The sequence below is a fragment of the Salmonella sp. SA14318 genome (genome assembly GCF_029866905.1).
Classification (GTDB): domain Bacteria; phylum Pseudomonadota; class Gammaproteobacteria; order Enterobacterales; family Enterobacteriaceae; genus Salmonella; species Salmonella enterica.
The window spans coordinates 1,417,748-1,431,779 of record NZ_CP123282.1 but is presented as its reverse complement, the minus strand read 5'-3'; the positions used below and the strand labels follow the sequence as shown (position 1 = coordinate 1,431,779).

General features: G+C 50.4%; 13 protein-coding genes and 6 tRNA genes. 9 read left to right on the top strand and 10 right to left on the bottom strand.

From position 1 onward, the window contains the following. Positions 1 to 232: 232 nt before the first annotated feature. Positions 233 to 1,435, top strand: a complete 1,203-nt coding sequence (gene nupC, locus QEN32_RS06740) for a nucleoside permease NupC (protein WP_000376347.1) — start codon at positions 233 to 235, stop codon at positions 1,433 to 1,435. 52 nt (positions 1,436 to 1,487) lie between these two features. Here nupC and QEN32_RS06735 read toward each other — a convergent pair whose 3' ends face one another. The 3 genes from QEN32_RS06735 to QEN32_RS06725 form a co-directional block, all read right to left on the bottom strand. Next, positions 1,488 to 3,677: a sensor domain-containing phosphodiesterase gene (locus tag QEN32_RS06735; protein ID WP_001112941.1), complete on the bottom strand. Its 2,190-nt coding sequence runs from the start codon at positions 3,675 to 3,677 to the stop codon at positions 1,488 to 1,490. Between the two features lie 190 nt (positions 3,678 to 3,867). Next, positions 3,868 to 3,943, bottom strand: a tRNA-Ala gene (locus tag QEN32_RS06730). A gap of 42 nt (positions 3,944 to 3,985) precedes the next feature. Further along, positions 3,986 to 4,061: transfer RNA gene (locus QEN32_RS06725), tRNA-Ala, on the bottom strand. 221 nt (positions 4,062 to 4,282) lie between these two features. Between QEN32_RS06725 and QEN32_RS06720 the strand changes: the two genes are divergently transcribed. Together QEN32_RS06720 and QEN32_RS06715 are read left to right on the top strand one after the other, a co-directional pair. Beyond that, positions 4,283 to 4,645: a YfeC-like transcriptional regulator gene (locus QEN32_RS06720; RefSeq protein WP_000472034.1), complete on the top strand. Its 363-nt coding sequence runs from the start codon at positions 4,283 to 4,285 to the stop codon at positions 4,643 to 4,645. Position 4,646: 1 nt separating this feature from the next. Next, entirely contained in the window at positions 4,647 to 5,039 is a 393-nt protein-coding gene (locus QEN32_RS06715; protein ID WP_000826515.1) for a YfeC-like transcriptional regulator, read from the top strand. Positions 5,040 to 5,092: 53 nt separating this feature from the next. Here the strand turns inward: QEN32_RS06715 and gltX are convergent, their stop codons facing one another. Continuing rightward, positions 5,093 to 6,508, bottom strand: coding sequence for a glutamate--tRNA ligase (gltX, locus tag QEN32_RS06710; RefSeq protein ID WP_000695623.1), 1,416 nt, complete (start codon positions 6,506 to 6,508; stop codon positions 5,093 to 5,095). A gap of 258 nt (positions 6,509 to 6,766) precedes the next feature. Between gltX and QEN32_RS06705 the strand changes: the two genes are divergently transcribed. The 4 genes from QEN32_RS06705 to QEN32_RS06690 all read left to right on the top strand — a co-directional run bounded on the left by QEN32_RS06705 (position 6,767) and on the right by QEN32_RS06690 (position 7,160). Continuing rightward, a tRNA-Val gene (locus QEN32_RS06705) sits at positions 6,767 to 6,842 on the top strand. Between the two features lie 45 nt (positions 6,843 to 6,887). Further along, positions 6,888 to 6,963, top strand: a tRNA-Val gene (locus tag QEN32_RS06700). 41 nt (positions 6,964 to 7,004) lie between these two features. After that, a tRNA-Val gene (locus QEN32_RS06695) sits at positions 7,005 to 7,080 on the top strand. A gap of 4 nt (positions 7,081 to 7,084) precedes the next feature. Beyond that, a tRNA-Lys gene (locus tag QEN32_RS06690) sits at positions 7,085 to 7,160 on the top strand. Between the two features lie 265 nt (positions 7,161 to 7,425). On the opposite strand, the gene QEN32_RS06685 is transcribed toward QEN32_RS06690, so the two are convergent. From QEN32_RS06685 to xapA, 4 genes are read right to left on the bottom strand one after another with little or no spacing between them, the layout of a single operon-like run. After that, the gene (locus tag QEN32_RS06685) at positions 7,426 to 8,310 is read right to left on the bottom strand and encodes a LysR family transcriptional regulator (protein ID WP_000438888.1); all 885 of its coding nucleotides are present in this window, start codon (positions 8,308 to 8,310) and stop codon (positions 7,426 to 7,428) included. 51 nt (positions 8,311 to 8,361) lie between these two features. Then, complete coding sequence (locus QEN32_RS06680; RefSeq protein WP_000658727.1) at positions 8,362 to 8,520, bottom strand: DUF1427 family protein; 159 nt, start codon at positions 8,518 to 8,520, stop codon at positions 8,362 to 8,364. A 58-nt stretch (positions 8,521 to 8,578) separates the two neighbouring features. After that, positions 8,579 to 9,835 carry a nucleoside permease gene (locus QEN32_RS06675; RefSeq protein WP_000513243.1) on the bottom strand — a complete coding sequence of 419 codons (1,257 nt, stop codon included), beginning with the start codon at positions 9,833 to 9,835 and terminating at the stop codon, positions 8,579 to 8,581. Between the two features lie 54 nt (positions 9,836 to 9,889). Then, the gene (xapA, locus tag QEN32_RS06670) at positions 9,890 to 10,723 is read right to left on the bottom strand and encodes a xanthosine phosphorylase (protein WP_001119755.1); all 834 of its coding nucleotides are present in this window, start codon (positions 10,721 to 10,723) and stop codon (positions 9,890 to 9,892) included. A 255-nt stretch (positions 10,724 to 10,978) separates the two neighbouring features. Between xapA and QEN32_RS06665 the strand changes: the two genes are divergently transcribed. Then, positions 10,979 to 11,740, top strand: a complete 762-nt coding sequence (locus QEN32_RS06665; RefSeq protein ID WP_000722938.1) for an outer membrane protein OmpK — start codon at positions 10,979 to 10,981, stop codon at positions 11,738 to 11,740. Between the two features lie 61 nt (positions 11,741 to 11,801). Here QEN32_RS06665 and QEN32_RS06660 read toward each other — a convergent pair whose 3' ends face one another. After that, positions 11,802 to 12,728, bottom strand: coding sequence for a LysR family transcriptional regulator (locus QEN32_RS06660; protein ID WP_024157186.1), 927 nt, complete (start codon positions 12,726 to 12,728; stop codon positions 11,802 to 11,804). An 89-nt stretch (positions 12,729 to 12,817) separates the two neighbouring features. Between QEN32_RS06660 and QEN32_RS06655 the strand changes: the two genes are divergently transcribed. Then, entirely contained in the window at positions 12,818 to 13,816 is a 999-nt protein-coding gene (locus tag QEN32_RS06655; RefSeq protein WP_000765580.1) for a bile acid:sodium symporter family protein, read from the top strand. Here the strand turns inward: QEN32_RS06655 and QEN32_RS06650 are convergent. Beyond that, the gene (locus QEN32_RS06650; RefSeq protein WP_001519708.1) at positions 13,813 to 14,031 is read right to left on the bottom strand and encodes a DUF3820 family protein; all 219 of its coding nucleotides are present in this window, start codon (positions 14,029 to 14,031) and stop codon (positions 13,813 to 13,815) included. The two genes, QEN32_RS06655 and QEN32_RS06650, sit on opposite strands and share 4 nt — an antisense overlap. Position 14,032 lies beyond the last annotated feature (1 nt).

The following is a 14,032-nucleotide window of genomic DNA, read 5'->3' as shown; positions in this document are numbered from 1 at the left end:
TAGACCGATACGATGACGACCTGTATCAGAACAGTTTGGCTTAACATTACAAGATTAGCACACTGATATAACTTTTCATTTTCATATTCAGTACAGTAAAAGTGTATTACAGATCACTAATTTTGAATCTCGTCACAGGTCCTTATTATAGTGTGTGTTGGATCTCGTTTTCTTTACGGCTGTTGCATAGAATGTGCACGAAAATTAAACCTGCCTCATATTTGGAGCAAATATGGACCGCGTCCTTCATTTTGTCCTGGCGCTTGCCGTTGTTGCGGTACTCGCACTGCTGGTTAGCAGCGACCGTAAAAAAATTCGCATTCGTTACGTCATTCAGTTACTTGTTATCGAAGTATTACTGGCCTGGTTCTTCCTGAACTCGGATGTTGGCCTTGGCTTCGTAAAAGGTTTCTCCGAGATGTTTGAAAAACTGCTCGGATTTGCCAACGAAGGGACAAACTTCGTCTTTGGCAGTATGAACGATCAAGGTTTGGCGTTCTTCTTCCTGAAAGTATTGTGCCCGATCGTCTTTATTTCCGCGTTGATCGGTATTCTTCAGCATATCCGCGTTCTGCCAGTGGTCATCCGCGCTATTGGTTTCCTGTTGTCCAAAGTAAACGGTATGGGCAAACTGGAGTCTTTTAACGCCGTCAGCTCGCTGATCCTCGGCCAGTCTGAGAACTTTATCGCTTATAAAGATATCCTCGGCAAAATGTCCCGTAACCGCATGTACACCATGGCGGCGACCGCAATGTCTACCGTTTCCATGTCTATCGTGGGCGCGTATATGACCATGCTGGACCCTAAATATGTGGTCGCAGCGCTGGTTCTGAACATGTTCAGCACCTTTATCGTTCTGTCGCTGATCAACCCCTATGTCGTTGATGCCAGCGAAGAAAATATTCAGATGTCGAACCTGCATGAAGGCCAAAGTTTCTTCGAAATGCTGGGCGAGTACATTCTGGCAGGTTTTAAAGTGGCGATTATCGTCGCGGCGATGCTGATCGGCTTCATCGCGCTGATCGCGGCGCTGAACGCGCTGTTCGCAACGGTTACCGGTTGGTTCGGCTACAGCATCTCCTTCCAGGGCATTCTGGGTTACATCTTCTACCCGGTCGCATGGGTAATGGGCGTACCGTCCAGTGAAGCGCTGCAGGTAGGAAGTATCATGGCGACCAAACTGGTTTCCAACGAATTCGTGGCGATGATGGATCTGCAGAAAATCGCCTCTACCCTCTCTCCACGCGCTGAAGGCATTATCTCCGTCTTCCTGGTGTCCTTCGCGAACTTCTCTTCCATCGGTATTATTGCGGGCGCGATTAAAGGCCTGAACGAAGAGCAAGGCAACGTGGTTTCCCGTTTTGGTCTGAAACTGGTTTACGGTTCTACGCTGGTGAGCGTACTGTCCGCCTCTATCGCGGCGCTGGTACTGTAAGTCTGGGTTTAATGTAGAAACCGGGGAGCTATCCCCGGTTTTTTTATGCCGCTTATTTACCTAACGGGCGCGGGCGGCCAATCAGATATCCCTGCAAACTGTGTACGCCAAGCTGCAATAGCAGATCGCGCTGCGCAGGCGTTTCAACAAACTCAGCCACGACGCTCAACGATTTCGCTTTCGCTAAATCAGTGATGGATTTCACGATCATCGCATCCAGGGAGTCCGTCAGAATATCTTTTACGAAACAACCGTCGATTTTAATGATGTCCGCCTTGAGGCGTTTTAGCCGTTCATAGTTTGCATAGCCGGTGCCGAAATCATCAATGGCGATTTTTAGGCCAAACTTACGCAACTGGTTGATATTGTGCATACTGATTTCGGAATGAGAGAAGGCCTGTTCTTCAGTAATTTCGATGATGACCGAAGCAGGCGGGACGCCATAGCGTTTAAAAAGCTGCATAATGCGCGACGCCGTCTCTTTTTGCAGCAGCGTCAGCGGCATCAAATTAACCGAGAAACGCGCCCCCTGCTCCGCCGAAGGATGCGCGGACAACCATTGCAGGAGCGCTTCCATCACCTGCATATCAAACCGTACGCTCAGGTTAAACTGGGCGATAAGCGGAATGAACTGATTGGGCATCATGATACCGTCGTCGCACCGAAGCCGCGTCAGAATCTCGTCATACCCTTTTCCCTGCGCGTCGCGAATGGGTTGCGCATACAAAACCAGCGCGCCGCGCTCCAGCGCCTGACGGATTTTCTGCAACCGCAGCACCCGTTCCGTCGTCTGCCCGGAAGCGGCTTCAATACTCTGGGTCAGTGCAAGCACCCGACGATGCGAGCAGGATTGCTCCGCCAGCCAGCTTAATTGCCCCAACAGCGGTTGCAAGGTTTCCTGGCGACCATCGAATGTTCCCCACGATGCGCCGTATTCCATGTCCAGACCGGTATTGTTCCAGTAAATTTTGCGGTTATTAAGCACATTGAGCATATATTGCAGGCGGGCTTCCGTCTCCGGCCCCGTCAGCACCAGCAATAATTCACTGCCCGGCAGATGGAAAATTTTCTCCTTTTCCAGCAGCAGCGGCTGCAATACGCGAAACACCTCGCGTTCGCAATGCACGCGCATCTGCATACCGTAATGACGGCTCAGAAATTCCAGGTTTTCCATGCGTAAATAACACACGCTTTGCCCGGCATCCTGTAAAAGAAACTGCTCCAGCGCACGCAGGTTAGGCAGTTGCGTCAACGGATCGGTTAATGCCTGCGAGTGCCACTGTCGATTCAACCATTCGCTGCGCTGATTAATCCGCGCCATGTATAACAAACAAATACTAAAAGAAATGAGAACTGAAAGGATAAATGCCAGCGAATATTCTGAGCCCACGCCCTGCAGAAAATTGCGGTTATAGCTAAGCAGGAATAGCGCAGTGAGAGCCCAACTAAAATTCAACAGCGGATAGCTGATTTTCCCCACGCCGATGGTAAATCCAATGAACAGGACTGGCACCAGATAGCCAGCAATATACTTTGTCTCGAAAGGCGTACACAGCACCGCTAATAGCGTCGCCAGAGTGGCAAACCAGAGAAGCGTAAACAGGCGTTTTTCTTTGGCGAGATAAGGAGCGACATCCCTCCGCCAGAAAATACGAATATAGTGCGGGCTGACTATCATCCGCAGCGGATAATAGAAAAAGAGGGTAAAAATAAGCGCGGCAGAAATCAGACTCAATAAATCGACAATCGAGAAAATAGCGGTGCCGGTGCCAAAGAAGGTAGAGATGGTCACCGGGAAAGCCAGGTAGTGCCCCGCCAGATGCATACTGATTTTTATGCCAAACGGCGTCATTAACCCTAACCAGAAAACGCGTAGCCAGATGCCTTGGTTGGGTATTCCGTAGCGCCAGCGCGCGCCCAGCTGCCAGCGTACGATAGCGCAAACCAGCAACACGGGAAACGTTTGGCAAAATAGCAGCACCATCGCCTGTGGCAGAGGTAAATGAAAATTCCATTCATTAGTCAACATCATTCCGCCTACCATCGGCGCGACGCCACGGCGGCCAAATAAAAACAGCACGGAAAACATGACGCAGAGCGGTAGCCAGGCCAGAAAGATATAGCTGGAATCAATTGTGGCGCGGGGAGAAATGAGACGAGATAGCAGAATAGCCGGAACGGTCAGGCAGAAGGCCAGTAAGAATATTTTTATATTTTTTAATACGTTACACTTATCCGGCATTGCTTTAATGCTCACATCATTATATAAGGCGCATGAATAATAAGTATATTCGCATTATGAAGCAATCTAACAAAAGCTCATATTGACCGCAAAAGCAGCGGCAAACAAACGCACCTGAAGAGCAGATCAGACACCATGAATTTTGTGACAAAAAGCAAAAACCCCCGCTTTTCAGCGAGGGTTTGAATGTTGGTGGAGCTAAGCGGGATCGAACCGCTGACCTCTTGCATGCCATGCAAGCGCTCTCCCAGCTGAGCTATAGCCCCATAGTGCTTTTACGTATACGCCAAATTTATCGGGAGTAAATTTGGTGGAGCTAAGCGGGATCGAACCGCTGACCTCTTGCATGCCATGCAAGCGCTCTCCCAGCTGAGCTATAGCCCCACTACGTAAAGCTTGTCGAGTTGACGGGCGGCATCATATGAATTCCCTCGGCATGTGTCAACGGCAAAATGAACTTGCCGAATTCAATCGCTGAAAAAGCATTCAAATAAAGGACATTGCGGCACAACTCGCATTCAGTAGTTAAACACGTCACGGTTTCGACTAAAATGGTGCTATAAAATGAACCACTAATTAACCCCACGACTATTCAGGGAATCGTTATGTTCAAGGAACGGATGACGCCAGAAGAACTCGCTAATCTCACCGGTTACAGCCGACAAACCATCAATAAATGGGTACGGAAAGAAGGCTGGGCAACATCGCCCAAACCTGGCGTCCAGGGCGGTAAAGCCCGTCTGGTTCATGTAAACGAACAGGTTCGTGAATATATCCGCAGCGCTGAACGTTCAGTTGACCATCACGCAGACACATTTACGCCTGCCAGCAACGCATCGCTTGAAGCGCTGCTCATGACGCTTGCCAAAGAGATGACCTCATCCGAGCAGAAACAGTTTACCTCTCTCCTCGTGCGTGAAGGGATTACCGGTTTGTTACAACGCTTAGGGATACGCGATAGCAAATAATATGAAAAGATTACGCAGTAAAATGACCACTGAAGAGCTGGCTGAATGCCTCGGCGTGGCCAGACAAACCGTCAATCGCTGGATCAGAGAACAACACTGGAAAACCGAAAAATTTCCCGGCGTCAAAGGCGGACGCGCAAGACTCATCCATATTGATGCCAGCGTGCGGGAGTTTATTCTCAATATTCCGGCTTTTCGCAAACTGCCTGCGTTTTATCAGGCGGAAGAGGCTTTCGCAGAATATGCGAACGCGACGCACAGTCACGCTTATCGACAAATTATTGATGCCGTTGAAAATATGTCTGCTCAGGAACAGGAAAAACTGGCGCTGTTTTTATCGCGGGAAGGTATTCGCGGATTTCTGACGCGTTTAGGTATCAATGAGGCGGACTAACAAAGAATAAACGGCAGGCGTCTGCCCTGCCGTTTATTCTGTTTTAGCTGGCGTTACTGCTGACTTTCACGCTCGGCGATAAAGCCCAGCGCTTTGTTGATACGCTCAATGCTGCGGGTTTTACCAATCGCATGTACAGTGACATCCAGCGCAGGCGACTGCCCGGCACCGGTCACAGCCACACGCAGCGGCATCCCTACTTTACCCATCCCCACTTCCAACTCATCCGCCGTGGCCTGAATCGCGTGGTGGACGTTTTCTGCTGACCAGTCCGTAATCGCCGACAGCTTGTCGCGCACCACTTCCAGCGGCTGACGCGCCACCGGGCGGAGGTGTTTTTTCGCCGCATCGGCGTCAAACTCGCTGAAGTCTTCATAGAAGTAGCGGCAGCTCTGCGCCATCTCTTTCAGAGTTTTGCAGCGTTCGCCCAGCAACTTCACCAGTTCAGCAAGCTGCGGGCCGTTACGGGTGTCGATATTTTCCTGCTCGATATGCCACTGCAAATGCGTCGCCACATATTCCGGCGCCAGCGTATTGATATAGTGGTGGTTCAGCCACAGCAGTTTATCGGTGTTGAACGCGCTCGCAGACTTGCTCACCGCACCGAGGGAGAACAGCTTGATCATCTCTTCGCGGGTGAAGATTTCCTGATCGCCGCTGGACCAGCCCAGACGCACCAGATAGTTCAGCAACGCTTCCGGCAGATAACCGTCATCGCGATACTGCATCACGCTCACCGCACCGTGACGTTTAGACAGCTTTTTACCGTCGTCGCCGTTAATCATCGACACATGCGCGTACATCGGCACCGGCGCGTTTAACGCTTTCAGAATGTTAATCTGGCGCGGAGTATTGTTGATATGGTCTTCGCCACGAATCACATGGGTAATTTCCATATCCCAGTCGTCCACCACCACACAGAAGTTGTAGGTCGGCGAACCGTCGGTACGACGAATGATCAGATCGTCCAGCTCCTGATTGCTGAATTCGATCGGGCCACGGATCTGATCATCAAAAATAACGGAACCGTCCTGCGGGTTAGCAAAGCGCACCACGCATGGCTCATCGTCGGCATGATGTTCGTGACTGTGACGGCAGCGCCCGTCATAACGCGGCTTCTCGCCTTTCGCCATCTGATCTTCACGCAGTTGCTCCAGACGCTCTTTAGAGCAGTAGCATTTATAGGCCGTTCCCGCCTCCAGCATCTCGTCAATCACCGCGTTATAGCGATCAAAACGTTTGGTCTGGAAATATGGGCCTTCGTCCCATTCCAGGTTCAGCCAGTTCATACCATCCATGATGGCTTCAATGGCTTCCGGCGTGGAACGCTCAAGATCGGTGTCTTCAATACGCAGCACGAATTCACCGCCGTGGTGACGTGCGAAAAGCCAGGAATAAAGAGCAGTACGCGCGCCGCCGACGTGCAGATAACCTGTCGGGCTAGGCGCGAAGCGAGTTTTGATTTTCATGAAATGGCCTTACGTTTATAAAGATGCCGACAACCGGCAAATCCTGGAAAGATGAATAGCCTTGTATTCTATCACTGTGGCTTGATTCCTCAATGTTGATCCGGTCAGAACGCTGCGCTTTGCTATTTCCGTATAGAAATCATGCAGCGCGGGGTAATTCACGATCGTTTTGTTTAATTTTACGACGAACAAACAAAAACTTTAGAAAATGCGTTGACTCATTTTCAACTCTCCCTATAATGCGACTCCACACAGCGGGGGTGATTAGCTCAGCTGGGAGAGCACCTCCCTTACAAGGAGGGGGTCGGCGGTTCGATCCCGTCATCACCCACCAACTACTTTATGTAGTCTCCGCCGTGTAGATAAGAAATTGAGAAGTGGGTGATTAGCTCAGCTGGGAGAGCACCTCCCTTACAAGGAGGGGGTCGGCGGTTCGATCCCGTCATCACCCACCACTTTCTCGCCAGCTAAATTTCTTATTGTGAAGTACCGAAGTGGGTGATTAGCTCAGCTGGGAGAGCACCTCCCTTACAAGGAGGGGGTCGGCGGTTCGATCCCGTCATCACCCACCACTTCGGGTCGTTAGCTCAGTTGGTAGAGCAGTTGACTTTTAATCAATTGGTCGCAGGTTCGAATCCTGCACGACCCACCAATGTAAAAAAGCGCCCTAAAGGCGCTTTTTTGCTATCTGCGATATGGAAGATTCGAACCTGCAGCAGGTTCGGGTCTTGCCTGATGCGCTGCGCTTATCAGGCCTACAGACGACACCACACGCGTAGACCGGATAAGACGTTAGTCGCCATCCGGCACAGACGACACCGCACGCGTAGGCCGGATAAGACGTTAATCGCCATCCGGCACAGACGACACCGCACGCGTAGGCCGGATAAGACGTTAGTCGCCATCCGGCACAGACATCATACCGTCAACGCCGCCACCAGTTTCTCCAGTGCTGGCGTTGCCTGCTGCTGGTCATACACAATATACAAATCCGCCGGAATACGTTCCTCTAACGGACGGAACACCACACCCGGCCAGCTCATTTGCGCATAGCCATCAGCCATCAACGTAATCCCGATCCCCATACTGATCATCGCCAACACCGTTTGCGGCTCAACCACTTCCCGAATAATCATTGGCGAGAAACCCGCCTGTTGGCATACACGTTGTAAAAATCCCCAATCAGAATGTACGGAAGGCAACGTAACAAAATATTCATTGCGCAACGCCGCCAGCGGCACAGAATCTCTGGATGCCAGATCGTGATCTTCCGGAACTGCAACCATGAATGCAGATTCATGCAAACGTATGCTGGTAAAACCGACTGCCGGTTCGATAGCCATACGCCAGATCCCTGCATCAAGTTCCCGACGCTCTAACAACGCCATTTGCATACCTGGAGACTTTTCGCGAAAAAGTACTTCAACATTGGGATTTACTTTCAAAAAGTGACGCATCGCAGGACGCATTCTTCCCCACAGCGCCGTACCAACCACACCCAGTTCAATGCGCCCCGCTTCACCGCGACCAATCTGCTCCACTCGCGCCAGCGCCTGATTTGCATTGGCTAACAAGCGACGTGACTCCTCCATTAAAACTTTCCCGGCATGGGTTAATGCAACGCTGCGGGAATGACGAATAAACAGCAATGTACCCAGTTGCTGTTCAAGTTCTTTGATATGGATACTCAAGGGAGGTTGTGACATATTTAACCGGGCAGCAGCCCGGCCAAAATGCAATTCTTCTGCAACAGCGAGGAAATAACGTAATAGCTTTAGATCAATACGATGGGCTCGTTCCATCACTATCGCACTCCAGCAATAAAGGATAACGTCTGGAATTTACCATATTACTTAGTAAAAAATAGATTTAACGACAAGATACCCAATATACATAAATACAATAGATAAAACCCCGGGTAAAACATTTGGTGCAGGAATAGGTATTCGGCATAAAGTAAAAAATGCGCCAATACCAAATCCAATACCGGAGGAGAGAATAATTTCTTTCATGCTGTGTCCTTGTTCATAAAAATGGACTGGCGAACATCCTCTCGCCAGTCAAATAAAATTAATGTGCTAATGATTTGGTCGACAGTTTTTCTGGATGGTGCTGATATTTAAAGAACAATGCAAAAATAACGGCCAATGCCAGAGCGTAGGCGGCAAAAACCAGCCAAATGGTTTGCCAATCTTTTACACCATCAATAGAAAAATAATCCACGGCCATACCGCTTAAAAGAGACCCAATCCACGCCCCCACGCCGTTAACCATGGTCATAAATAGCCCCTGCGCGCTGGCGCGAATACTTGAGTCCACCTCCTGCTCTACAAATACTGACCCTGAGATGTTGAAGAAATCAAATGCGCAGCCATAAACAATCATCGACAGCAGCAGTAGCACAAAGCCAAACGGGGATGGATCGCCAAAGGCAAAGAAGCCGAAACGCAGCGTCCACGCCAGCATGCTCATCAGCATTACTGTTTTAATACCAAAGCGTTTAAGGAAAAACGGAATGGTGAGGATAAAGCCCACTTCCGCCATCTGCGAAACTGAAAGCAAGATAGAGGGATACTTCACCACAAAGCTGTCGGCAAACTCAGGATTACGGGCAAAATCATGCAGGAATGGATTACCGAAGACATTGGTAATTTGCAGCACCGCCCCCAACATCATCGCAAACAAAAAGAAGATTGCCATGCGTGGATTTTTAAACAGAACAAAAGCATCCAGTCCGAGCTTACTGACAAGCGTGGTGTTCGCCTTCTTCTCGGCTACCGGAATTTTCGGTAACGTCAGCGCATACAGGGCCAGCAATAACGATGCGCCAGAAGCGATGTATAATTGCGCACTGCTCAGTTCCAGCCCCATCAGGCTCACCGTCCACATCGCAACAATAAAGCCTATTGTGCCGAAAACGCGCACAGGCGGAAATGACGTTACCGGATCCTGACCTGCTTTCGCCAGACAGGAGTACGAAACGCTATTGGATAATGCAATCGTTGGCATATACGCCATCGCATTAACCAACATCACCCAAAACATCGTCTGGGGATCGGTAACGGTGGTGGCGTATAATAACGCCCCCGCGCAAACCAGATGGCAAAGCATATAGGCTCGCTCAGCGCGCAGCCATTTATCAGCAATGATCCCCATAATGCCCGGCATGATAATCGCTGCCAGTCCTTTTGAGCTGTAGACCATACCGACATTCGCGCCGGTAAAATCCAGAGTGTTGATCATGTAAGAGCCCAGGGTAACCAGCCAGCTCCCCCAGATAAAATATTGCAAGAACGACATGACTTTTAAGCGGGACGTAATACCCATTTTTTATTCCTTGCCGTGAGATAAAGCCCCAATACGGGGCCGTAGTCATTGTGTTTAGGCCAGCTTACGTAAAAAGCCGCAAATCAGATTGATAAAGTTCTGCCGGGAAAGTTCAGCCGCCGCCAGCGTTTGCGCATGGGAGAGTTTTACATCGCCCAGCCCTTCCGCCAGATTGGTGATCGCTGAGACGGCAACAACTTTGAGGCCACAATGACGTGCGCTAATCACCTCAGGGACAACGGACATTCCGACCACATCGCCGCCAATAATCTGCATCATGCGGATTTCTGCCGCCGTTTCGAAGTTCGGACCCGGATAAGAAACAAATACGCCTTCAGTGAGGGGGAATCCCTCCTCTGCCGCAACGGACTGAAGCATGGCGCGATAATCCGCGTCATAAGCATTAGCCAGCGAGAAGAAGCGATCGCCATAACGATCATCGTTTGGCCCCACCATCGGCGTACCGGGCATCGTATTAATGTGATCGCTAAGCGCAACCAGGCTACCCGGCCCCACTTCCGGACGCAGAGATCCTGCCGCATTGGTGCAGAACAACACTTCACAGCCCAGTAATTTCAACGTGCGAATGGCATCGGTCATCACCGCCATTCCACGCCCTTCATAAAAATGCCCGCGGCCTTTCATACAGGCCACCGGAACACCCGCCAGATGGCCGAGCACCAGTTCACCAGCATGGCCGTGTACGGTGCTGACGGGAAATCCCGGCAATTTCTCGTAAGAAATGGCTACCGCATCTTCGATTTGGTCCGCCAGAGCACCCAACCCGGAGCCTAAAATAAACGCGACTCGCGGGGTAAATGCCGGTTTATGTGCATGAATAATATCAACACAATACTCAGGATTATGAGAAAAAAGAGCGTGAGGCATAAGTTTCCTTGTTCTATCGGATTTAATTTGGCTCCTTTTTATAACGACCATCGCCCCTTGCTGACCAATACACTTTTCACGTGTCATCAATAGCCATTTAATATCGATAGATTTAGATCGCTTCTGTATTAATACAGAGGGAAAACAGTATTGGTTTTTGCTTGCACTTCATATTAACAATATGCCGCTTTCATATTTATAAATTGCCTCTTTTTAATTAACCCATTAATAATTATCGGCATAGGGAAATATGCTATGAAAAAAATTCTTACTCTGACGCTTTCTTCTTTACTCATTATTCCCACACTCACCCATGCGGAATTTAAAGGCGGGTTCGCCGATATCGGCCTCCATTACCTCGACTGGACATCAGACACCACGGAAAAAACCAGTAAAAAATCTCATAAAGATGATTTTGGGTACCTGGAACTGGAAGGCGGAGCGAATTTTAGCTGGGGAGAAATGTACGGGTTTTTCGACTGGGAAAATTTTTACAATGGCCGCCACGCTAAACCCGGCAGCGAACAGCGTTACACCTTTAAAAATACTAACCGTATTTATCTGGGCGATACAGGATTAAACCTCTATCTCCATGCCTACGGGACGTACGGTTCACCTCATCGCGCTAATTTCCATGATGACATGTTTCTCTATGGTTTAGGCTATAACTTCACAGGTAACGGTTACTGGTTTAAACCCTTCTTTGCCAAACGTTATACCGATCAAACCTACTACACAGGCGATAATGGTTATGTATTAGGTTGGGTGGCCGGCTATAGCTTCTCGTTGGGTAGTGAGAAATTCAGCGTAACGAACTGGAATGAGTATGAGTTTGACCGCGATGCGTCCTACGCTGCGGGCAATGGCGGGAAAGATGGCATTAATGGCGCAGTAGCGCTGTGGTGGAATGCGACTCCTCACCTGACCGCAGGAGTACAATATCGTTACGCTGATAATAAGTTAGGAGAATCCTTCCTGCAGGATGGCATTATTTATTCCATCAAATACCTGTTTTAACACACTGCCCTGTCAAAAATGGCAGGGCAAGACCGCACCTCACGCACGGACAGATAGATATTTATAGCTGATACAGCGGATCTTTCGCCCTCGCGGCGGTTAATTCGCTGGCCTGAGTACGCACCACGTCCCACAACGCCTGCGCCGCCGTGGAGAGCGATCGGTTTTTTCGCCGCGCCAGCATGAGCTGCCTTTCAACTACGGGCGTCAGCCGTTTAACCTGTAAGTGGCTGCCCTGCGGGAGCGGTAACGCCAGCGCGGGCAGCACGCTGATGCCGATTCCCGCTTCCACCATTGGAAACAGCGTGGCCGGGTGACCAATCTCCTGCACGATATCCGCCTCAATAGCAAAATGGGCCAGCGCCGCATCAATCAGCGGTCGACTGCCGGAAGCATAATCCTGTAAAACCAGCGAGGCCTGTTTAAGATCCTGCCAGCTCACCCATTCCTGATGCGCCAGCGGATGATCCTGGCGACACAACAGTAAAAAAGGCTCTGATAAGATGGCTTCACACTGTAAATCCACCGCTGCGCCGGGATCGATAACGATGCCAAAATCCACTTCACCCTGGCGGATGCTCTCCAGCACCCACTGCTGCGGACGATCGTGCAATACAAAATCAATAGCGGGATAAAGTGAATTACTTTGGGCAATGCATTGCGGAATAAGATGCGCAGAAATGGTTTGGCTCGCGGCAACGCGCACGGTGCCGGTTAATTGTGTCCCTACTCTACCTGCATCGCGCAGTATGCTGTTCAGTTCATCAAGCACCCGCTCCAGACGCGTCGCCAGTTGTTGCCCCGCCTCGGTCAGCACCACCTCACGCGTAGTGCGATCCAACAGTCTGACGCCGGTTTGCCGCTCCAGCTCTTTTACGCTATGACTGACCGCAGACTGGCTCAGTCCAATCCTGACCCCTGCCCGACTGAAACTTTTGGCCTGGGCGACGGTAATAAAAATACGCAGTTGACGCAGTGAATAGTTCATCGACTAGATTCATATATAGATGCAATAAATCAATTTTATTTCTCAAAGCGAAAAACGCAAAATAGCTGCACCGACTTTCAGGAGTTTTTATGAAACTTTTTCGAATCCTTGACCCTTTCACGCTGACACTTATCACCGTGGTACTACTGGCCTCTTTTTTCCCGGCGGAAGGCAGCTTTGTGCCTGTCGTTGAAGGCATTACGACAGCGGCTATCGCTCTGCTGTTTTTTATGCATGGCGCGAAGCTTTCGCGTGAAGCGATCATCGCTGGCGGCAGCCACTGGCGGTTGCATCTGTGGGTCATGTGCAGCACTTTTGTGCTCTTTCCTGTCCTCGGCGTACTGTTTGCCTGGTGGGCGCCTGTCAATGTCGACCCTATGCTCTACAGTGGCTTTCTGTATCTGTGCATTTTGCCCGCCACCGTGCAGTCGGCGATTGCATTTACTTCACTCGCGGGCGGTAACGTCGCGGCCGCGGTGTGCTCAGCGTCTGCGTCCAGTCTGCTGGGCATTTTCCTGTCGCCGCTGCTGGTCGGTCTGGTAATGAATATTCATGGCGCGCAGGGCAGTCTGGAAGAGGTGGGCAAAATTATGCTGCAACTGCTGCTGCCTTTTGTGCTGGGACACCTGTCTCGCCCGTGGATCGGCAACTGGGTCGCGCGCAACAAAAAGTGGATCGCGAAAACGGATCAGACCTCTATTCTGCTGGTGGTCTACTCGGCGTTCAGCGAAGCGGTGGTCAACGGCATCTGGCACAAAGTCGGCTGGGGATCGCTGCTGTTTATCGTCGTGGTCAGCCTCATACTATTGGCGATCGTCATCGCTATTAACGTCTTTGTCGCCCGTAAATGCGGCTTCAATAAAGCCGACGAAATCACTATTGTTTTCTGCGGTTCGAAAAAAAGCCTGGCCAACGGGATCCCGATGGCCAATATTCTGTTTCCGACGTCAGTGCTGGGTATGATGGTATTACCGCTGATGATCTTCCACCAGATCCAACTGATGGTCTGCGCAGGGCTGGCGCGGCGCTACAAACGCCAGACCGAGAAGTTACAGGCGCAGCAGGAAAGCCGCGCCGCGAAAGCTTAAAGCGGGCGTTTCAGGGGCTGCACCAGTTGCGTCAGCCCCTCGGTTTTAATCAGCAGCGTGATTTGCATCAATTCCCCCAGTTTACCCGCCGGAAATTGATCTTTACGGGCAAACCACAGCAAATACTCTTCCGGAAGGTCGATCAATCGACGTCCCTGATATTTGCCGAACGGCATCACGGTGTTGGCGATTTCAACCAGCTGCTCTTTCTCCATC

Coding starts and splice junctions, on each gene's coding strand:
- nupC (WP_000376347.1), top strand. CDS start 233: ATGGACCGCGTCCTTCATTTTGTCCTGGCGCTTGCCGTTGTTGCGGTA.
- QEN32_RS06735 (WP_001112941.1), bottom strand. CDS start 3,677: ATGCCGGATAAGTGTAACGTATTAAAAAATATAAAAATATTCTTACTG.
- QEN32_RS06720 (WP_000472034.1), top strand. CDS start 4,283: ATGTTCAAGGAACGGATGACGCCAGAAGAACTCGCTAATCTCACCGGT.
- QEN32_RS06715 (WP_000826515.1), top strand. CDS start 4,647: ATGAAAAGATTACGCAGTAAAATGACCACTGAAGAGCTGGCTGAATGC.
- gltX (WP_000695623.1), bottom strand. CDS start 6,508: ATGAAAATCAAAACTCGCTTCGCGCCTAGCCCGACAGGTTATCTGCAC.
- QEN32_RS06685 (WP_000438888.1), bottom strand. CDS start 8,310: ATGGAACGAGCCCATCGTATTGATCTAAAGCTATTACGTTATTTCCTC.
- QEN32_RS06680 (WP_000658727.1), bottom strand. CDS start 8,520: ATGAAAGAAATTATTCTCTCCTCCGGTATTGGATTTGGTATTGGCGCA.
- QEN32_RS06675 (WP_000513243.1), bottom strand. CDS start 9,835: ATGGGTATTACGTCCCGCTTAAAAGTCATGTCGTTCTTGCAATATTTT.
- xapA (WP_001119755.1), bottom strand. CDS start 10,723: ATGCCTCACGCTCTTTTTTCTCATAATCCTGAGTATTGTGTTGATATT.
- QEN32_RS06665 (WP_000722938.1), top strand. CDS start 10,979: ATGAAAAAAATTCTTACTCTGACGCTTTCTTCTTTACTCATTATTCCC.
- QEN32_RS06660 (WP_024157186.1), bottom strand. CDS start 12,728: ATGAACTATTCACTGCGTCAACTGCGTATTTTTATTACCGTCGCCCAG.
- QEN32_RS06655 (WP_000765580.1), top strand. CDS start 12,818: ATGAAACTTTTTCGAATCCTTGACCCTTTCACGCTGACACTTATCACC.
- QEN32_RS06650 (WP_001519708.1), bottom strand. CDS start 14,031: ATGGAGAAAGAGCAGCTGGTTGAAATCGCCAACACCGTGATGCCGTTC.